The following is a 20652-nucleotide window of genomic DNA, read 5'->3' on the forward strand; positions in this document are numbered from 1 at the left end:
TTGAACGTAGGATCTAGGATTTTTTACTGCCTCCTGATTGGATTACTCATTATATCTGGATGTACTACGGATATGAAAGAAATTCAAAATCTTAATTATGCAACCGCCATCGGTGTAGACTATAAAGAAGGTGAGTACCATTTATTTATTCAATTAATTAACTTAGCATCTGTTGCTAGTACAGAAGGTCAGGAAAGTCCGCCGTTAACTTATGTTTCTGACGTTACAGGACCTACTTTTATTGAAGCTTTCTTTAGAGTGTATGAGTCAGGCCAAAATCGGTTTATTTGGTCTCATATGACAACCATTCTCCTGAGTGAGTCGGCTTTAGAAGAAGGAATTGAAAATATTTTTGATGGCTTAACAAGGTATTATGAATTTCGATTAACACCATGGGTATTTGGAACAAATGAGCCACTAGATGAGATGTTAACAACTCTCGGTTTTTTCGAACGCACTTCGCTAGAAACGGTTTTACACAATCCACAAAGACTTTTCGAGCAAAGTTCTTTAGTAAGACCGATTAAGGTAAACCAATTTGGAAGAGAAATTTTCGAGCCCGCTCAAACTACTTATATTCCCTCCCTAACAATAAACAAGGATCATTGGCAAAAAGGGCAAGAGGATGAGCCTAAACTAGCGTTAAATGGCGCCTTCTTTATTCAAAATTTAAAATACAAAGGATTTTTCAATTTAGACCAATTAAAAGGACTTCGCTGGGTTGCTCCTGAAACAATGCGCGCATCCCTACTAGTTGCTAGTAAGGAAAATGCAGAATTTCTTGTTGTAATGGACCATATAGACACTGAAGTTATTCTGCAAGAACATCAAGATACGTATCAATTTCAAGTCGTCATGAAAGGTGAAGGAAGTATAGGCAATGAGTTAGCGGGATTGACTAAATTAAGGGAAATGGAACAGGAAACAAACGAAAGTATTGCAAAACAAATTCAGGAGTTATATCAGTTAGGCGTTGAGGAAAATATCGATTTTCTAAATTTAGAGCATTTGGTTTATAAAACAAGAAAAGAAGAATGGACAAAATTAAAGAATGATGATTTTTTACATGATCAACTATTAGACGATATAGTAGTTGATGTTACGCTGCTACATTCAGGGGCTTTCAAAAACAAACAAGTTCAGGTGGATGAGTAATTCTCCTGATTGGGGTAATAAGAGCGAGCTTCCAAGTCCGTTAAAACTTAATGGATCGTAGTTTGTTTGTCATAAATAAAAACGTTGGACAGGCAGAAATAAGGTACGATTGACTTTTAGGGGACTGAGAAGCCCTTATTTCCTCCAAATCTACCATTTTAGTAATGTTAGGGCACTGACAGGCCCTTATTTGTCATTTTTACTGTGTGAAAGATGGTTTTTTCAGTGAATAAGAGCTTCTGGGGTCCCTAAACTCTTGAAAACACTGGTTTTGTCACAAATAAGGGCCTCTGGAGTCCGCTTCCGTTCCCGCGATGTTCAAGAGTTTAAGTCAACTATTTTGAGTTGTTGTTTCTTTTGAAAAACAAAGCTTTTAATATGGTTTTTAAAATAGACTCACTCTCTGCATGTGTTCTGATTTCTTCTATAAAAGGGAAATCCGTTGAGGCCACGGATAGTTTCGCCAGTGGCTTTACATTTTGTTCACATACCCACTCATCCCTAATTCCACCTCGATTAAACTGATCTTTAGGTAAAATATAAATGGTTCCAGATGTCCAAATGTCCTCTACCTCTTCATTAATAATAGAAAAATAATAGTAACGTCTGATGCCTTTCTTTGTTGGAACAGTCAAGCAAAGATTTCTTAATGAACCTGCATAGTCTCTTCGATTTTTAACAGAAAAAAATAATGACCATACGCCATCACTTGCGGCAAACACAGCTTTTATTGGCCTCCCATTAAAAAGCGTACTTTCTTTTGGTTCGAAGCTATCGATCATGTGGTTATTAGAACCATGCACTAATACATTTTTATTCTCAATGAGATAATTTAAAAACTGATAGACCGGGTAGTCACTTTTATAAGAAATAAACTTTCCTTCACCTGGTAGTATTGAATGGTGATATATGTCATCAAACTCATCCTTTGCTTGCGCCGGCAAATCTAATTCTTCTATTTTTAATAATTGAAGTCGATCTAATAGATACCGTTTAAGACGGTTTTGTATGGTATGGTCTCTCATACACCCTCCTCTAGAAAGGAAAATAATTAGCGCTATATACATATTTAACCATATTGGAAATTGAATGTGTAAGGAAAAATTAAATATCAATTAAAAAAAGACCATCAATTTAACATAAAATTGATAGTCTATTTTTTAGTTCAATTATATTTAGGTTTTCAATAGTAACGGGAACTCAATTGAAACATTCTTCGTGTGTGAGTGATCAGATTAATCTATACTCTACTCCTCAACCAACTCTTTAAAAACCTCATACAAATCATCACGGAACTTTTTGAGTTTGATTTGTGTCTCCTTGGGCGGGATGACTTTTAGTTTTTCGGATGGCTTAGGTAAATACATGCAGCGGTTGATCTCTAGTTGGATCCACGGGATGTTGCCTTTGTTGCCATGGTGCCTCGTAATATAACCGCCAGCAAATGGCTGATTGAGTGTGACGAGTGGCATACCTTCAGCTTCGTCTTTATAGTCACTGAATTTTTCTTCAAGTAACGCCTTCAATTTTTCCAACGTTTCAACGGGTGCTGTGATCGGCTCGCCTATTGAGTGGCCGGTTTCAGACCCGCGGTTACCGAGACAAAACAGCGGGCGCTTCTCCCAATTTGCCCCTATGGCGACGGGACCGACATCGAGCATCGTATGACAGTCTATTCCTAGCACAACGTTAGGATTATTGGCTGATGCTTCTAGCTGTTGATGGTAGTTTGAATAGTAATCTTCCAGTAAAACTTCAATTTCTGCTTCCGATAAACCGCCGTCTTCTGTATTCCACACAGGCTTTTGGACGACAGACAACGTTTTCACGACGCCATCGGGATTTTGTGGTGGCAGATCATGCAGGTCGCGGTTCATATCAACAACAATACGCGCGATGGGTGTGTCGACAAACTCTTCGACCATTCCATCAAAGTCATAAATCTCATGAGACCATGTGTCACAATCGAGTAAAACTTCCTCTGGTGTAAGCAAGCATTTCTTGATTAGATTCGTTGGGATCATCAGTCCCCCGTGGGGAACTGATATCACAATAGGTAATTTCTTTTTCATAACTTCCATCTTATTGTTCCAGTAAAAACAACCCGAGTAGTAACGAACGTTGAATTAATTCACTTCGATGGATCGCTTCGGTCGGTGTATATAAATTTTTACTAGCCGGCGCGAAACCACACACGACAGGAATATTCGTTGGGATTTCTCCAGCAGCCGTCGCGAGAAGACTCGATTCCATTCCAAATGGCAAGTTCCATTTACTGCTTAATTCTTGCAAGTGTGTAATCATCGGGTTATTATGCTTACGTAATAATGGCGGTCGTTCAACTAATGTTTCAACGTAAGCTCGCATGGCGCTAGACTTGGATGTAAACGTTTCTCGGATCTGTTTTTCTACATCTTCAGCTAGCTTTTCGTCTACATACGTGACAACGACGGTTGCATGAACGCGATGTGGCAATAACACACTGTAGCGTTGCGAACGTACGTCTTGAACAGCCACGGTTAATTTTTTATTACGACTGCTAAATTTCTTAAGTTTTTCTGCTTTTTGAATAAAATCGCTAAGTACATCGGTTTCATTTGTTTGCTTCCCAATTCGCATCGGATCGCCTTCCACGATAATGCTGTAATGTTTCGACCCTCGGCGTTGGTCGGCAATTTTCCCATTTGTAAATCCAGGTTGCAGGACAATGACCTGTTTAGATTTTTGTGCTGCTTTTCGTAGGGTTGAATTGCTGTAGCGCATCCCTCTTCCTTCGTCCGAATAAAAATAGACACCGACTTTCTTTTCTGACAGCAACCCTTGTGCGTCAAGTGCTTCTAAGGCCGTTAATATGGTAACAAGACCTCCGCGGCTCGAAGCTACACCTTCCCCGTAAATCCATTCTTGCTCGGTGCGGTACGGAATCGGAAAGCCTGTTCGCTCTCCAGGGATATCGATTGGAATGACGAGTAACGTTCCATCTTCAAAGCCTTCTTTTGTTTCCCACGTCCAAGCGGATCGTCCGTTCGTGTGTTCTTCTACGGGTTGTAAGTCTAAAGCTTTTAACCGCTCTTCTAAACGTCTGCGAATTGTGCTTAACCCGACAGGATCTTCTGTCCAACTCGAAATGTTTGTCCAACGTTTTAGATCAGCTTCAATTTTATCGCGTTTTTGTGTAATCGTTGAAATGAGTTCTAGTTGGTCTTTGCCTTCTTCTATATTGTTATCAACAAAATAAGGACCAAAATACCGCTCGTTCGTGATGTCGATCAGCTTGTTCATTAAATCTGCATAGCTTAACCCCATCGTTTCGGCCGCGTAGACAAAAGAGCCGTCAGCCCCTAAGCTCGCCATCGAATTCACTTCTAGAATGTATGGTTTTCCATCTTTATCAATACGGAAGTCAACACGAGCACTGTCATAGCAGCCTAATGCGTTAAATGTATCGATCGCCAGCTGTTGAATTTCTTTCGTTTGTTCTTCAGAAAGCGGCGCTGGACATACCTTTTGTACAGTTCTTCCGCTTTTGTTCTTTTTATCTTCGTATGTATAGATCTGTTCTCCTTCACCGAAGACCAGTTCTACGGGCAGAAGAGCTTCAACCGGATTGTTTCCAAGAAGCCCAACGTTAACTTCTCTCCCTTCGATGTATTCCTCAACTAATGTCGGGGCTTGGAACGTTTCATAGATCAATTGAACACCAGCTCGCAGCTCTTCTTCATTGTGAACGACTTTAAGTCCGAATGAGACGGCTTCATCTTTTGGTTTTACAATGAGAGGGTATTTTAAGTTATCCATGATCGGCGAGTCCGGCTTTTCCATGACAGTAAATTTAGGTGTAGGAAGTCCTCTTTGAATTAAAATCATTTTCGTAACAACTTTATCCAATGCTAAAGCGTGCGTTTCTGGTCCTGAGCCGACATAAGGAATTCCAAGCATTTCTAAAATTCCTGGGATGTGCATGTAACGACCTTTTCCTTGAATACCATAGCTTAAGTTAAAAACAAGACCAGGTCGTTCGCCGGACACAACAGACGGCATGAATTCTTCCAGCTTCGCAATGATGTTTTTATCTCCTTCAAACGTCTTTACTTGATGGCCGCCTGCAACTAAGGCTTCCTTAATGTTTCGAATCGTTTCAAGGCCGTATTTTTCCCGGTTTTGTTTTCCGAATAAATTAATAACAGCTTGACTTTCACGGTTGTAGACAATTGCAATTTTCATTACGCCCTCACCCTTCTATTAGGTTAATGTATCTGGTCCTTTTGCTGTTCCATCTCTTCGCAGGTCGGCCACTCCATAAAATGGTTCGTCCCGTTTTTTCGGGAACTGTATGCCTTGGACACAGCCTAGGTAAAAACTATAAGCCCCTCTTCGTTTTAATTCAAACCCGGTATTTGTTAGTGCTGATAAGACATCCTCAGTAAATCTTGCTTTTTCAATTAAAAGCTGTCCAGTGTCTGAAGAATGAAACCTCGGCGCGGCAATGGCTGCATCTAAGTTTTCGTTACGGTCAATTAATCTTGTAATCACTTGCGCCAGCGAAGTCGAAATGCGGCTGCTACCTGGACTGCCTAGTAAAAATCTTGGTGTACCTTCTTTAAAAATAAGCGTCGGTGCGACACTGCTCCAAGGCTTTCCGCCGGGTAAAAGATAATAGGGATGGGTCATATTTTTATAATCGAACGCACTCATATAGTTGTTGTAAAAGAAGCCAAGCCCTTCAGCCATTCGTTTACTACCAAATACGAGTTCAATCGATTGAGTGATTCCGATTGCATTTCCGTCTCTGTCTGCTACTGAAAGATGAGTTGTTTCACCTGAAGTAGGAGGTGCTGGATACAAATCTGGTAAATTTGTTTCGGCAATTCTAGTAATGAGTTGAGCGACTTCTGCTGCATATTCTTTATCCAACATGAGATTATTAACGGTTTGTAAATAATAATCAGGATGGATCGGCATGTTCTGTCGATTCGTTAGCGCAAATTGGAACGCTAAAGCAGAGAGAACGGCACCGATCGGCTCCTCTGTATTCAGTATGTCAGGAGAAAAGCTTTCTAATGTATTTAAAATTTGAATGAGCACTCTTCCTGCTCCAGGAGGCGGGAAAGTATAAAGGTCGTACCCTCTGTAGCTGCTCGAAAGCACATCTCTTTCTACAGGAAGCGGGATTTGACATAGATCAGCTTCTGTTATTAAGCCGTCTCGATTTTTCATATCCTCGATTATTTGTTGCCCGATCGTACCTACATAAAAATCTTGCCAGCCTCTTTCCACCATCGTTTCTAGGGTGGTTGCAAGTTCTGGCTGCTGGATGAGTTGACCCGTATTTTTCGGTTCACCATTCTCAAAATAGTTTTTGACAATGGAAGGGTCTTCACGTAAATGATCCGCTTCTTTTTTGAGTAACTTGTGGATTAATGGAGAAACAGTAAAGCCTTCTTTGGCTGCACGGATCGCTGGCGCTGCGACTTCAGCAAATGTCAGCTTGCCATACGATTCTTGCATATATCCTAAAGTGGCAGGTGTAGATGGAACGGTCGTTGATTTCAGTCCTAGTTTAATCGGTTTTTCTGGTGTTTTCATCGGTTGAACATTGAAAGGAGCACGCGAGGATCCGTCTAAAGCAAATACGCGATCATCTTCCTTTAAATAAAGCAACGCCATCGATTGCCCGCCAATCCCTGAAGCTTGCGGTTCGGTAACCCCCAAACAAAGAGCGGCTGCAACAGCAGCATCCACCGCATTACCGCCTTTTTCCAGCATCTCAACGCCAGCATCTGTCGCGGGCTTCGAAGCTGTCGAAACCATGCCATACAAACTGTTCGCCGTATAATCTTTTGTTTTTTTCATTCGTGTTCGCCATACTTTCTTTAGAAGATAAAGTGAAACTTTTTTAGTGGGGTTTGCTCATTCGCCACTGAAAATTAGTTGAACGAATCGGGTTGTTACTGAGGCCCACACGATGTGGGTCACACAGACGTTGCCACAGGACGTGGCGACCTTAGTCTGTGTTCAATCCTCTTCCACTTAGCCTATTTTGCTTCCTAACATGCTTGAAGTGGGAGTTTTAGCGCCAGTTAAACGGGATAAATAATTTTCTTATTCTTGAATATTTTACCACAATATAAATCACTTAAGCGTAGATTATTTTATGTTAAATTGGTTACAAAATGCGCTTGTCCGAGTGATATTTTTATATATAGAAGGAATTTACAGTTCTTTTTTGAGGACACCTACTTGAAGGGTTCGACAAACTTTTAACTAAATAAAAAAGAACAAGCTTTCGCCTGTCCTCTCGTTCATCGTCCGATTCATTGTTATATTCATTTTTTGCAAACACTAACCATTGCTGCGTTCCAATGGTTAAACTATACAACAAAATCCAACTACGCCCCGTGAGTATCTCGTTTACTTGACTTTTCTACCCATTCCACAAATTCTCTTCCATGAAAATGCTGGTTTAATTCTTGTTGGAAGTCGGCTAACTGTTCCATGAATTTCTTATTTTCCTCACTGTTCGCTATGAATTGATCAATATAGGCTTGGAGCTTCAGAGTACCCTCGTAAGACGTTCTTACTTTTTCAGCGCCTAATTCAGTTAACTTCACATAGGATACTCTCAGATCTCTTTCATCCTTTTCAATGCTAATAAGTCCTTTTTGCGTTAACCGTTTCGTTACTTGCATAACCGTTGATATATCAATTAAACCGAGTTGAGCTAGCTTTGACATCGATATAATCTTTTCATAATAAACGATGCTCAATAGATGATGCTCGGCTTGCGTTAACCCTAACGCTTGAACCGATTTTTTCCACTCTTCATCTAATATTTTATATGTCGCACGTAAGTAATTAATAAGCTTGTGTATATTAGTGTAATCCATTTTATTCCTCCTACTAAAAATGAATTTCACCATATCTATCCATAGGTCTACATCTTATTTCCTTGTGGAGTTTTTTTAGTTACCTTCACATTGAAATAATTATGTAATTACCGAATTTAGGTGAAGTTGTATGTACTACTATTTTACTTAATATTGCGCCATATATATGTTGCTAGTTGCCACATCGTATTTTGTTATGTATGTATTTTATTGGGTTGTGATTACCGTAGATCCTGTGAGTATTTGATTAGTGTGTTGAGGAATAGCACGCTCTTAAATTTTATAAACAAAAAAACAAGACTTTGAAAGTCCTGCTCCATGGTCATCCACCTTTTGTATTTTCTCATATAACATTTGTTTACAAATGCTTAATAATTTTAATAATATTTATTACTTAATTGGCCCATTATTGATTTTCGACAATGCTTCATTCACTTCAAATAGTTTGGCATGAACGGGTTCGATTCCATAGTCATTTAAGCGTGACATGTGCATTTTTAAATAATTCTGTGCTGTCTGTTTCGAAGCGAATAAATAAATGCCGCCGGCTTCTTTTGACTCGGGATTTTCAGTCCAGATCTTCCATAGCAGGCCTTCTTCTTCATTGATACTTTTGGCTAACTCTCTAAAAGCATCCACCATCTCATCACCAAACGGACCATCCATTGGAAAATCGACTTGTAAAATATAAGCCATACCTATCTCTCCTTTAGTGTTACTTTTAGAAATATTATACAATTAATTTCATTCATGAATCTTTTTGTTATGTGAAGGTTTTGTGCCATCTATCATAAAAAATAGGGTGTAATCCATAAAGGGAGTTCCTAGTTGTACATACTCCTTTTACATAAAAGTTCATAGTTTGAACTACCCACCACTTAACTGCTCTTGCGAGCTGTTTGAAGTGGGGGATTCCTAAGACCACCAGCGTAACCGCTAGTTATGGATTAGGCTAACCCCGTCGCACCGACGGTTAGAAGTCTTATCGCTTCGTTTCTAAGATTTTGTCCTGCGTTAACATCTCTTTGGTGATGGGCTCCACACTTGCATGTCCACTCACGCAAATTTAGATCTTTAACGTCTTTGTTTTTGTAGCCACAACTCGAACAAAGCTGAGAACTTGGGAAGGTCTTACTCACTTCCACTACTTTCTTTCCGTACCATTTAGCCTTGTATTTCAACATGACCTTAAATTGATACCAAGACACATCAGCGATAGCTTGAGCTGTTTTCTCATTTTTCATCATGTTAGACACTTGCAAATTTTCGTTTCCGATAACATCGTGGTTTTTGATAATATCGGTAGAGGTTTTGTGTAAGAAATCCTTCCGCTTGTTTTCAATTTTCTCATGAACACGAGCTACTTTAATTCGTTGTTTATTCCAGTTGCTAGAACCGAACACTCGCCTAGAAAGCACCTGCTGAGCCTTTGCTAATTTTTGCTCTAACGACTTAAAATAACGATTATTTTTGTATATCGTACCATCCGCAAGGGTTGCGAAGTCTTTTAGTCCTAAATCAACGCCTGTACTGGAGTTTGTTTTCGGCAGTTGAATTACTTCTGTTTCAGCTAAGATGGATACAAAGTACTTTCCACTTGGATTACGTCTAATGGTTGCATTGATAATCCGTCCATCCACTTCACGACTTTTAGCAAACCGAACAAGACCAAGTTTAGGTAACTTGATGTATTTATCCTGAACAGCGATATTTCCGTTGGTTTGCTTTGTGGTATAGGATTGCACCTTGTTCTTCTTACTTTTGAATTTAGGAGCTTTATTTTGCTTCTTGTAATAGCGTTGGTACGAATCAGCTAAATTTTCAACCGACTTTTGAAGGGAGATACTGTCCACTTCTTTTAAGAAAGGATAGTGCGCTTTCAACTGGCGAACGGCTTTAATAGAGTCATATTTATTGAAAAAGTCGCCCTTCCAATGGTTTGATAGCAACTGTCCGTTTTGTACCATCTCTTCGACGATGTACCAATAAGCGTCTTTTTGTTTTTGCTTGCCGAGGAAGTAGTTGAACACGAACCTTAAACATCCGATCGTTTTGTTGATTAACTCAATTTGTCTTGGATTAGGGAAGATACGAAATTTAAACGCCTTTTTAACTAGCATGAACTCACCTCACTTTGAAGAACGTACGTTCTTATTGTACCAAACCAGTGAGTGTTTTGGCTATCGCCAACCGCCATTCATCTCCCCCTTACCGCTGAAAAACCTCAGCGATTGAAGAGGGAGTCTTCTGTCGGATAAAGATAAAGGTAATCCAAAAGTCAGGAGGAATTGCTATGTATAGCTTTAATTTTTGGCAACATCCTTTGTACGAGCAAACGAAAGGTAAACAAGCATTCATTCACGAGTATTTAGAAAAAAGAAAAGTGATGAATAACTACCCTACAAATACTTATTCGTATCCTCAGTACACAACCTATTATCCGGTTCGTTCCGTTACGAATTCACCTGTTCCTTCCTATCCTTCCTATCCTGCTTTTTCATCGTTTGGATAGAATACAATGGATATTATTATAAAAGAGTGCCATGAGTAACAAGGACTTTTACGGTTTATAACTTAGAAGAAACTAAATGCAAAATATTTTAGGGCTTCTAGAGTTCCCCCCTTACTTTTTACTTTGCTTTATTCCATTCTGGTATTAGCTTGTTTATCAGATATTTTTCGGCCAGTTCTATTTGCTCGTTATTGTCTATGGTGCATATTTTCAACTCGATATCTTCCTTGTTTAGAGTAACTAAATGATTGAGATGACAATTGGTACTTTGTCCGTCAATATAACAGTTTTTCGGATTAATTTTCCCGTACCCTTGGTTGATTCTCTTTTTAAATGTGTCGCGGCATCTCCCAATATAGTTGAGTTTTCCGTTTACTAGATACGCATAGAGACCCTTTTGATCTAGAAAACGTAAACAAGATATTTTTATTATAAACAAAAAGGTACACTAATTCTGGTATACCTTTCCATTAGTATTTTGAATTTGAGTGATTTATTAGTGTGTATATAGTTATCCAATTATTTCTCTTACTCTTACTCTAAAACGTAATTTCAACGTAAAAAGGGCATAAATCCTCAATGGATCCATACCCTTCACTTATTCTTTTTAAAAGAAGATTTATCCTTCTTGTCCCACTTCTTCTATGTACGCGTTAAATTTCGCTTCGACTTGCTGCCACTCTTCGTCACTTAATTCATCAAAGAATAGCGTTCCTTCTTCGTCTTCAGTATAGCTGAACGAGATAATGTTTGGATCTTTGTCTGGATTCTCTAAGTCTGCGCTTAGACCTGCTACTAAATAGTGTTTTTCATTGAGTTCACACGTATAAAGTACTTCATACAGCTCTTCGTTGCCTTCATCTCCAAAGTATAATTCTTCGCCAATTTCAACAGCCATTTGCTTACCCTCCTTTTTCTTTAGTATGTTTCATTGTACGACTATCTATCATTAAAAAGAAAGTGATTATTGTTCACTATTTGTTGTCTGCATCGTATAGACCTTTTTTATCTTCTCATCGAGTGCGTCTAAGTGAACGAACCTCGCTTCTCGGATGTATTCTTTCTCTTCAATAAATAATAGCATGGCAGGCACTGTAAATATAGAAAACCTACCGGCAATTTCTTCGACGTCATCCGCATTGATAAACCCCATTTGGATGAGTGGGTATTGTTCTAGCAGCTCTTTCACTTGAGGTAATAACGCATGACAAACTCCACAATTCGTACGAGAAATATAAATAAAACTATATTGATGTTCTTTTAAAAAGGCTTCAACCATGTCAAGTGATGTTAACTCCCTCATTTTTCTCCTCCCTCCGGTACCACGTACCTTTAATGCGGTAATGCGCAAGGGTAAATGTCTTTAAGAACCCCTGCTTTGTTTTATCTTATATTCATTTTAAACGTTATGTAAAGAAAATAGTTGATTAATTAAAGTTTCCTTTGAGTTTTTCACCTGTAGTAAAGTCAACTTCAAGTTCCAATTTCCTAACATCTTTATTTGAGATGTTCAACGTCGCTAAAATTTGCTCCATTGCTTCTTTAGGATCTGTATTAGGATCGAGTGCTGTTTGCGAAACCAAGTTTTGTATCTCTTCTATTGCTTCTCTTCCTCTTTTCTCTTGTTTTCCCTCTGCAGTTTTGGTCTCTACTTCAGCTATTTCTTCCCCACCTTTTTGTTTGTATTCCATCTCAATTTCTTCATCATTAACTAAATCAATCTCTAATTCAAATTCTAGGATATGCCCGAGCGATGCTGCTTGTCCTAATTCGTCGGCTGTCGTTTGGTCATCTCCAACCGTCTCTTCCAATTCCGCTGTTTCTTCATGAGTGACTCCATCATGCACTATCTCCTCATTGGCACCATTACCCGCTCCACAGCCTAACATAACAAACGAAACTAAGGTAGTTATTGTTAACAAGCTGACCTTCTTCATCCTCATGTTCACCACCATTTTTTGTTTAGTATGGAATTTCTAACTGTAATTATTCTAGAGCTCTTGAAACGGTGCCAGGCACCTTTACCACTTTGCTGTAGTAAAGGTGCCTGGCACCGTTTGTGTATTTATATTGTTGTTTTGTAGATGTTTAGGCCGTTTTCGATTAGTGATGTTAGTTGGCTGTTATTTTGGCTTAATGATTGCAGATCAGCAATCATTGCTTTTTCTAGTTCTGGCAACCATTCGTTTTGGTGCAGAACTTCGGCGATTTCTAAGCGTAATAGCCAATCGTTTGGATATTGGGCTTGGAGCTCTTCCGCTGCTTGATTAATCACAGTAGCTGGGTTTTCAGCAGTACCCGCTCTTACATCGCGAATGGTTTGGTATAACGCATCTAATTCAGTTTGCTCTTGATTGTGCGTGATTTCACTACTTGTCTCTTCATCGTCTGAATAGTACGCTTCACCGTCGGCAGCTCCTGCAAACACTGAAGTCACTTTCTCGCCGACAGCCATATCGTACATGCCCCAAGCTGCGTCGAATAGAACTTGCTCGCCTAATGCAACCGAACAATTCTTAAACGAGATGAGTACGATACTTCCATCTTGCTTAGTGATTTCTGTTACTGTACCTTTCACTTCAACTCCACTTTCAAAATGGAGCTCACTTTGTTGTCCGACAACAATACCGAGTGCAATCAGTTCACTGTCTGTTAATGCCTCAAGCGGCTTTGCTGTTCCTTTTAACTTGCCGACAGGGGCACCAAACCCATCTTGGTGAGTTTCTGTTCCGTGTCCATCGAGTTGACTGTTGTTGAAAGCCAACGCTGTTGGGCCTAATGTTTTAATGTAAATCGGTTCATTGCTGTCATCTGTGATCATATCGTTAATGACCCCAGTCACTTGAAGGCCTGAACTGTAAACAGCTGTAGCTACATTTGCGGACTGGATCGCTTTTTCTAAGCCTTCTGTGCCGCCCTTCATAAATGCCATTTCTTCCGCAAACTGTTTAAGACCTTCGATTAGCTGTTCGAAGTCCGTACATACAAATAGTTGCGGCTGTGGTTTTGTAATATCAAAGCCTGTTTGAATGATCGTTTCAAGGTCAAACGGCACTTTTTTAACGTCAGGGCTTAAGATGTTGCCGCCCTCTGATACAGAAGATAACAGCCCTGCACCATAAATTTTCGGATCTTCTAGCGTACCAATTAAACCATATTCCACGGTCCACCAGTATAAGCGACCGATTTTCTCAGCTTCCGAAACTCCCGTGATAAGTTTAGATTTTTCGTCTACTTGTTTTTTCGCTTCTGCAATTTCAGCTTCTGTTGCTTCACCTTTTTCAAGAAGGTTGGAGTAGTGACGAACCGCTTCAAACACGTCATGTTCTTCTTTTGTTGCAATTGCTTTTTTACCGATTTCTCCAAATAGCTTCACGTATTCGGAGTACTTTTCGTTACATAGAATTGGTGCATGCCCAGCCGCTTCATGAATCATATCAGGAGCTGGTGTATATTGAATGTTTTCTAGTTTTCTAATTTCTGCGACGACAGGCAAGATGCCGTTCGCTTGGAATTCAAAAAAGGCAACGCCAGGAATAAAACCATCTATTGTTGCTGCTCCCCATCCAAAAGGAGCTAAACATTGATTCATTTCACTAACATCCGGAATTCGCTCAGTATAAATTCCTGAAGCTTTTAATCCTTCGGTATAAGCTTCATGCGCCAAGTCTTTTAATGTGTGATGATTTTGACGCATGACATATCGCCACACCGCATGATTAATCGCTGTATAGCTATCGTAGTTTTGTTCTATCGTATATTTCCTTAAATGTTTTGGTACTTTTCTCGTTGCCATTTTTTCACACCCTTCTGAAACATACCCTAGCGCTTTTTAGCGTTAAAGCGTTATACTATTATAACATATCGGTTTAATATCAATATGTCAAACATTTTTAATTGTTTCATAGATGGCGTCATATTGTTCTGCTAGTTTTGTGTCTAACGGCGTTATCCCATTTTCTTTCCATGAAGATAACCGGACTCGAACTAATTTGTAATCAATCGCAATGAACGGATGATGGTTGATTTCTTCTGATGCTTTCGCGATTTCTTGGACGAAGTCGACTCCATTGAGGTACTCTTTAAATCGATATTTCTTTTCGATCCATTTCTCATCGACTAACTGCCACCCTTGATGGCTTTCTAAAAATTGCTGCAATTCTTGTTCTGTTAATTTTTCCACAGTGATCCCCCTAATTTTTGTAAAATAATTTCTTTATATTTTCTTATTTTAGATGTTATTTTGCCAAAATGCCACGATGAGGTGTTCGGTGATACTATGTGTTAGGTCAATTGCTGTTGGTTTACCATTTACGTGGGTTTGTTGCGAGTTGATTTTTTTGAGTTACGCCGATATAGCGAGTTGCGCCGATAAATTGAAAGTTACGCCGATATAGCGAGTTGCGCCGATAAATTGAAAGTTACGCCGATATATCGTAAGTTGCGCCGATATATCGTTATTTACGTCGATATATCTAGTTTTTCCAGTATAGTGGAAGTTGATCGGATATTCATCATGTGCCTTCTACTAATTAGGAGGTAGACGCTCTAGAAGCTTCTAATCAGTCTAACTCAACCTCATTCCCCTTACTTCCAGCTATATTTGTACTCGACATCTTCGTAATTATGGGCTTGTTTGACGACGCGTAGTGGTCTGAACGTGTCAATCATCACGGCAAGTTCGAGTGTTTCCTTCTTCCCAATACTTGCTTCAATTTTTCCTGGATGGGGCCCGTGCGGTATGCCTGATGGGTGCAAGGTCATTGAGCCCTCACTGATGCCTTTGCGGCTCATGAAATTTCCTTTGACATAATAAAGAACCTCATCGCTGTTTACGTTGCTGTGAAAGTATGGTGCTGGAATGGCTTCTGGATGATAGTCATACATGCGGGGAACAAACGAACAAATGACGAAATTGTTTCCTTCAAACGTTTGGTGGATCGGCGGTGGCATATGAATGCGCCCTGTAATCGGTTCGAAATCATCAACATTAAAAATATACGGGAACAAGTAGCCGTCCCAACCAACTACATCTAACGGATGGTGGTTAAACGTATGAGCATGCATAAAACCTCTTGACTTCGTTCTCACTTCGTATTCATTCTGGTCATCATAGGTTTCTAATTTTTCTGGACCGTGTAAATCCCGCTCACAAAACGGACTATGTTCTAGTAGTTGTCCATGCGCATTACGATAGCGCTTTGGCGTAGAAATCCAACTATTCGTTTCGATAACTAAAAATTTGGCATCCCCTTCGTCTGGTACGACACGGTAAATTGTCCCGATCGGAATAACAATATAATCCCCAGGTTTATACGATAACGTTCCAAACATCGTCTCGACTTTCCCGGTACCGTAATGAACGAACAGTACTTCATCTCCGTCCCCATTTCGGTAAAAAAAGTCCATCGGCTCAGTTGGATTGACGACACCTATGAGGACATCTTCGTTGCCTAACAAATAGTGTCTACCCATAACGGCGTCCGTCTTTTCCGTATATTGATGCGAGTAAAAATGGCGGTGAGCCAAATCAGCTTGCCCCTCATAATGAACGCTGCAATCTTTTAAAAGCTCGGATTTTACGATACTTGTCGGCGGATAATGATGATATAAAATTGATTGAATACCCGAAAAGCCCTTCGTCCCCATCACTTGCTCCCGGTATAACGTTCCATCCTCCTTTTTAAACATCGTGTGGCGCTTGCGAGGAATTTCTCCCATTTGCTTATAAAATGGCACGTTAAACCCTCCTTCTATGACTAGTTTTACTACTATTTTATTAGTCTACGACTGGAAGAATTCGCCCGGTCACTTCTCCAAATCCAATTCGATACCCGTCTCCCTGACACCAGCCGGTCATCGTAATTTCATCTTCGTCTTTTAACCACACTCGCTGCTCTCCATTATCTAGCTCAATTGGCTCTGAGCCGCGCCACGTTAACTCTAGTAAACAACCCCGCTCATGTTTATTCTCACCACTAATCGTACCTGAAGCGAGTAAATCACCTGGTCGTAGATTACAACCCGCTACCGTATGATGGGCAATTTGTTGAGCCATGCTCCAATAGAGATAACTAAAATTTGTGGTAATTATTTTTTGCGAACGGTCCATTTCTTTTCCTTTTAGATAAACTTCAAGGTGTATATCAAACGTACTTGGCCCCTCTTTTTGCAAGTACGCTAAAGGAGCTGGATCTTGTTTAGGACCTTCCGTACGAAATGGTTCAAGCGCCTCAAGCGGGACAACCCACGGTGAAATTGAGGTCGCGAAACTTTTTGACAGAAACGGTCCGAGCGGCTGATACTCCCATGCTTGAATATCACGGGCACTCCAATCATTGACTAACACGAGTCCGAATATTTGTTCTTCAGCAGAAGCAGCAGAAATCGGTTTGCCTCGTTCATTTCCAGGGCCGATAAACCAGCCCATTTCAAGTTCGATATCTAGCTGCTGACTTGAACCAAAAAGTGGTTTGTCCGCATCTTTCGGTTTCATTTGTCCTTTTGGTCGGTAGATATCCGTACCACTTATCACAACCGAGCTAGACCGTCCATGATAGCCCACAGGTAAGTGTGTCCAGTTCGGCATTAATGCATTTTCTTTTCCCCTAAACATTGTCCCGACATTCATCGCGTGTTCCTTTGAAGCATAAAAGTCGGTATAGTCACCGATTTGTGCCGGTAATAGAAGTTCCACTTCACTTTGCTTGCGTATAGCAGCTGTCCGAAGCTCTGTTTGGTCTCGCAAAGTCGTTTCATCTTCTCTTAATAAATGTTGCAGTTTCGCACGTACATTTTTCCAGACGTCTTTACCTAATGCCATGAATTCATTAAGTGAAGGTTTGGCAAAAATCGTTTCGTCAGGTAAACCAGTATCTTTTAAAAGCCCTGCACCTTCGACTACTGAAAGGTCAAGGACATATTCACCGATAGCGACACCTACGCGGGGCTTTCCGCCTTCTAAAGGCCGAAATATACCATAAGGTAAGTTCTGTATTGGAAAATGAGAGTCCGGTTCAACGGGAATAAAAGATTTCAACATCTATAAAAGCCCCTCCTATACTTAGAGAATATTGAATGTTTTCAGATCGTCTCGCGGTTCATCAAAACTGCAGCTTCCGTACGAACATAATGCATACTGCCTGAGGTAATTTACGTCTGGGACTTGAACAAGATACTCCTGCCACCTTGCCCCTTCCTCTGTAAACGTAAAATGAGATGCGTCTTCATCTGCAATTACCTCAGCAAGGGCATCCACGCTCCATGCATTCGTTCGTGCCAGCATCCCAGCTGTAAAAATATTTAGGAACCCGTGCATGTAGGTGTTCACTTCATCTCGGTACATACGGATTGGATGATGAAGGCCAGCGGTGAATTTTTGCGGAATATCCCGCTCAGCACATGCGTGCATTACGGTCGCTACTTGATGTGGCGTTGGGAATGCATTAGCAGTGACACCGCCGGTCCGTAGTTTCAAGCCTATTCGTAAACCGCCTTTGTTATTGTGGATCGCGATTTCATTTAACGTGAGGATCATCTTTTGGGGCCACTGTTCATCATTTAGCGGTACTGTCACTTCACAAAACAGTTGTAGCTGATGATTTTCTATTAAGCTAGATATTTTGTCGAGCAACTGACGATTAGGTATAACAGGGGGAAGCGGCAGCTCTAACACTTGGACTTGCGCAACCTCCCAGTGCTTGTCATGAAAAGAGTGAATACTTTTCAGCTCAGAAGCAAGCTGTTTGAGGCATTGTTCGCTGTTAACGGTTTTTTGGCCAATGGCTGAAACAGGTAAAGGATTATTCTTTGAAAATAGAGACAGGTAAGGGTCAAGCTCATCTAACCTACCAGCAGGAATGATAAAGTGACCTAGCATCCACGCATCCTTATCTTTTTGGTACGCTGCATAATTTTGAATGGACTGCTCTAATGGTAGTTTTGCTGGAGGGAATAAGCCTGCGTAATCAATCAGGTTTGAAAAGAATTGTAGAGTACTAGAATTATGCTTTTGCGTGTCACTTGGGTTATTCTCTTCTACCATTTGTCCTCCCTCCTTTAGTTTGTTTAATCAATCTTGGAGTAACGGAAGAAAAACGTCATTCCAGTTACTCCTTAGTTTGAAGAGTCAATACTCTCGTGTATTAAGGTTTTTCGCTTTCGTTATTGGATTACTCCTGAGCTTTTTCTTAAGGTTACACCGGATCCCCTCATTGGATAACGGCATCCCCTAAATTTTTCCTCTAGTGCGAACGAACCGGTCCTATACGTAAGCGGTATCGCCTAAATTTCCCTCAAGCGCTTACGAACCGGCCCTATTCGCAAGTGGTATCGCCTAAATTTTTCCTCTAGTGCGAACGAACCGGCCCTATTCGTAAACGTGATCGCCTAAAATTTCCCTCAAGCGCGAACGAACCGGTCCTATTCGTAAGTGGCATCGCCTAAATTTTTCCTCTAGCGCTTACGAACCGGCCCTATTCGTAAGGGGTATCGCCTAAATTTTCCCTCAAGCGCTTACGAACCGGTCCTATTCGTAAGTGGTATCGCCTAAAATTTTCCTCTAGTGCAAACGAACCGGCCCTATTCGTAAGCGTGATCGCCTAAAATTTCCCTCAAGCGCTTACGAACCGGTCCTATTCGTAAGTGATATCGCCTAAATTTTTCCTCTAGTGCGAACGAACCGGTCCTATTCGTAAGTGATATCGCCTAAATTTTTCCTCAAGCGTGAACGAACCGGCCACATTCGCAAGGGGTATCGCCTAAATTTCCCCTCTAGCGCTACTCAATCACCGTCTTTGGTTACCAGGTACATCACTTTATACCACTGGTTTCAATCTAATCCGTATTATAGTTACCTCTACCTCCTCTTACGACCCCTTCTTTATATCTATTCGCTACCAATCCTTAAATATTTCCACGTCGTTCTTGTTCACGTTCAATGGATTCGAATAGGGCTTTGAAGTTTCCTTCGCCGAAGCCTCTTGCTCCTTTTCTCTGAATGATTTCGATGAATAGTGTTGGTCTATCAACTATCGGTTTTGTGAAGATTTGCAGCAGGTAGCCTTCATCATCACGATCTACTAAAATACTAAGCTCTTGCAGTTTTTTTAAATCTTCATCAATGTCACCGACACGCGCACTCAGGTCTTCGTAGTAAGCAGCGGGTGTATCAAGGAATTCAATTCCGTTTTCCCGTAAGACCTTAACCGTTGAGATAATGTCATTCGTCAGTAGTGCAAGATGTTGCACACCTGGTCCATTGTAAAAATCTAAGTATTCTTGGATTTGCGACTTTCGTTTACCTTCTGCGGGTTCGTTAATTGGAAATTTAATTCGACCTGTTCCATTTGTCATTACCTTCGACATGAGAGCTGAGTAGTCTGTAGAGATATCATCATCATCAAAATGCTTTAAAACTTGGAAGCCAAACACTTTTTCATAATATGATGTCCACTCTTCCATACTTTCTACATTCCCGACTACGTGATCAATGCCGACAAGTCCTGCAGATGCGGAATGATTACTTCCCTCGTAGGTTTGATATCCCGGTAAGAAACAGCCGTTATAATCCACAATTTCAATTAACGTATGAATGGCGTCCCCGTACGTACCAATGATCGCTTTTTTTACTGTCCCGTTTTCATCACTTTCTGTCCAAGGCTCCCGAACGGGTAGGCCCCCACGTTTAACCGCACCCTCATAGGCTTGGTCGACACTCGACACTTTTAAAGCAATATCTTTCGCTCCGTCCCCGTGTAATTTTACAAATGACGCCACTTCGGTATCATCTTTCAGTGAGCCGGTCACAACTAACTGGATCGTTTCTTGCTGAAGAACATATGAGACGAGATCGCGGCTGCCCGTTTCTAGACCTCGATAAGATGTAATTTCAAATCCAAAGGCATTACAGAAAAAATAAGCCGCCTGCTTTGCATTTCCTACGTAAAGTTCCAAGTGATGAATACTTTCTACTGGAAACACTTCATTCTCTGTCTGTTGGTTCACTTCAAATGCATTTTTAGCCATAGACAAAACCCTCCTATCAATTACTGAAAATTCAAAATTAAGCGATGTTAATTTGAATGATAGTAAAATAAA

General features: G+C 40.5%; 18 protein-coding genes. 2 read left to right on the forward strand and 16 right to left on the reverse strand.

From position 1 onward, the window contains the following. Nucleotides 1-1155 carry a Ger(x)C family spore germination protein gene (locus tag N7Z68_RS17100; RefSeq protein WP_275119694.1) on the forward strand — a complete coding sequence of 385 codons (1155 nt, stop codon included), beginning with the start codon at nucleotides 1-3 and terminating at the stop codon, nucleotides 1153-1155. A gap of 335 nt (nucleotides 1156-1490) precedes the next feature. On the opposite strand, the gene N7Z68_RS17105 is transcribed toward N7Z68_RS17100, so the two are convergent. The 7 genes from N7Z68_RS17105 to tnpB form a co-directional block, all read right to left on the reverse strand. Continuing rightward, on the reverse strand, nucleotides 1491-2180 hold the full coding sequence (locus N7Z68_RS17105; RefSeq protein WP_275119695.1) for a hypothetical protein: 690 nt from the start codon (nucleotides 2178-2180) through the stop codon (nucleotides 1491-1493). A 222-nt stretch (nucleotides 2181-2402) separates the two neighbouring features. Then, nucleotides 2403-3236 (reverse strand): N-formylglutamate amidohydrolase, encoded by an 834-nt coding sequence (locus N7Z68_RS17110; RefSeq protein ID WP_275119696.1) that lies wholly within the window; start codon nucleotides 3234-3236, stop codon nucleotides 2403-2405. A gap of 1 nt (nucleotide 3237) precedes the next feature. Beyond that, nucleotides 3238-5379 carry a M20/M25/M40 family metallo-hydrolase gene (locus N7Z68_RS17115; protein WP_275119697.1) on the reverse strand — a complete coding sequence of 714 codons (2142 nt, stop codon included), beginning with the start codon at nucleotides 5377-5379 and terminating at the stop codon, nucleotides 3238-3240. Between the two features lie 18 nt (nucleotides 5380-5397). Next, nucleotides 5398-7008, reverse strand: coding sequence for a gamma-glutamyltransferase family protein (locus N7Z68_RS17120; protein WP_275119698.1), 1611 nt, complete (start codon nucleotides 7006-7008; stop codon nucleotides 5398-5400). Between the two features lie 536 nt (nucleotides 7009-7544). Beyond that, nucleotides 7545-8042 (reverse strand): MarR family winged helix-turn-helix transcriptional regulator, encoded by a 498-nt coding sequence (locus tag N7Z68_RS17125; protein WP_275119699.1) that lies wholly within the window; start codon nucleotides 8040-8042, stop codon nucleotides 7545-7547. Between the two features lie 390 nt (nucleotides 8043-8432). Further along, the gene (locus N7Z68_RS17130) at nucleotides 8433-8738 is read right to left on the reverse strand and encodes a monooxygenase (RefSeq protein WP_275119700.1); all 306 of its coding nucleotides are present in this window, start codon (nucleotides 8736-8738) and stop codon (nucleotides 8433-8435) included. A gap of 251 nt (nucleotides 8739-8989) precedes the next feature. Further along, the gene (gene tnpB, locus N7Z68_RS17135) at nucleotides 8990-10162 is read right to left on the reverse strand and encodes an IS200/IS605 family element RNA-guided endonuclease TnpB (protein WP_275119701.1); all 1173 of its coding nucleotides are present in this window, start codon (nucleotides 10160-10162) and stop codon (nucleotides 8990-8992) included. Between the two features lie 173 nt (nucleotides 10163-10335). On the opposite strand from tnpB, the gene N7Z68_RS17140 reads away from it, so the two are divergent. Then, nucleotides 10336-10554, forward strand: coding sequence for a hypothetical protein (locus N7Z68_RS17140; RefSeq protein ID WP_275119702.1), 219 nt, complete (start codon nucleotides 10336-10338; stop codon nucleotides 10552-10554). 619 nt (nucleotides 10555-11173) lie between these two features. On the opposite strand, the gene N7Z68_RS17145 is transcribed toward N7Z68_RS17140, so the two are convergent. The 9 genes from N7Z68_RS17145 to hppD all read right to left on the reverse strand — a co-directional run bounded on the left by N7Z68_RS17145 (nucleotide 11174) and on the right by hppD (nucleotide 20580). Beyond that, nucleotides 11174-11452 (reverse strand): DUF1292 domain-containing protein, encoded by a 279-nt coding sequence (locus tag N7Z68_RS17145; RefSeq protein ID WP_275119703.1) that lies wholly within the window; start codon nucleotides 11450-11452, stop codon nucleotides 11174-11176. 66 nt (nucleotides 11453-11518) lie between these two features. Then, nucleotides 11519-11857, reverse strand: coding sequence for a thioredoxin family protein (locus tag N7Z68_RS17150; RefSeq protein ID WP_275119704.1), 339 nt, complete (start codon nucleotides 11855-11857; stop codon nucleotides 11519-11521). A 124-nt stretch (nucleotides 11858-11981) separates the two neighbouring features. Next, nucleotides 11982-12497 (reverse strand): YusW family protein, encoded by a 516-nt coding sequence (locus tag N7Z68_RS17155; protein WP_275119705.1) that lies wholly within the window; start codon nucleotides 12495-12497, stop codon nucleotides 11982-11984. Between the two features lie 122 nt (nucleotides 12498-12619). Next, nucleotides 12620-14350, reverse strand: coding sequence for an aromatic amino acid hydroxylase (locus N7Z68_RS17160; protein WP_275119706.1), 1731 nt, complete (start codon nucleotides 14348-14350; stop codon nucleotides 12620-12622). Nucleotides 14351-14437: 87 nt separating this feature from the next. Next, on the reverse strand, nucleotides 14438-14737 hold the full coding sequence (locus N7Z68_RS17165) for a 4a-hydroxytetrahydrobiopterin dehydratase (protein ID WP_275119707.1): 300 nt from the start codon (nucleotides 14735-14737) through the stop codon (nucleotides 14438-14440). A gap of 404 nt (nucleotides 14738-15141) precedes the next feature. Continuing rightward, the gene (locus N7Z68_RS17170) at nucleotides 15142-16275 is read right to left on the reverse strand and encodes a homogentisate 1,2-dioxygenase (protein WP_275119782.1); all 1134 of its coding nucleotides are present in this window, start codon (nucleotides 16273-16275) and stop codon (nucleotides 15142-15144) included. A gap of 58 nt (nucleotides 16276-16333) precedes the next feature. Further along, nucleotides 16334-17596 carry a fumarylacetoacetase gene (gene fahA, locus N7Z68_RS17175; protein WP_275119708.1) on the reverse strand — a complete coding sequence of 421 codons (1263 nt, stop codon included), beginning with the start codon at nucleotides 17594-17596 and terminating at the stop codon, nucleotides 16334-16336. Between the two features lie 21 nt (nucleotides 17597-17617). Next, nucleotides 17618-18598, reverse strand: coding sequence for a hypothetical protein (locus N7Z68_RS17180; RefSeq protein ID WP_275119709.1), 981 nt, complete (start codon nucleotides 18596-18598; stop codon nucleotides 17618-17620). A gap of 860 nt (nucleotides 18599-19458) precedes the next feature. Beyond that, nucleotides 19459-20580 (reverse strand): 4-hydroxyphenylpyruvate dioxygenase, encoded by a 1122-nt coding sequence (hppD, locus tag N7Z68_RS17185; RefSeq protein WP_275119710.1) that lies wholly within the window; start codon nucleotides 20578-20580, stop codon nucleotides 19459-19461. Nucleotides 20581-20652 lie beyond the last annotated feature (72 nt).

It is taken from the genome of Alkalihalobacterium chitinilyticum (assembly GCF_029028005.1).
GTDB lineage: Bacteria > Bacillota > Bacilli > Bacillales > Bacillaceae_F > Alkalihalobacterium > Alkalihalobacterium chitinilyticum.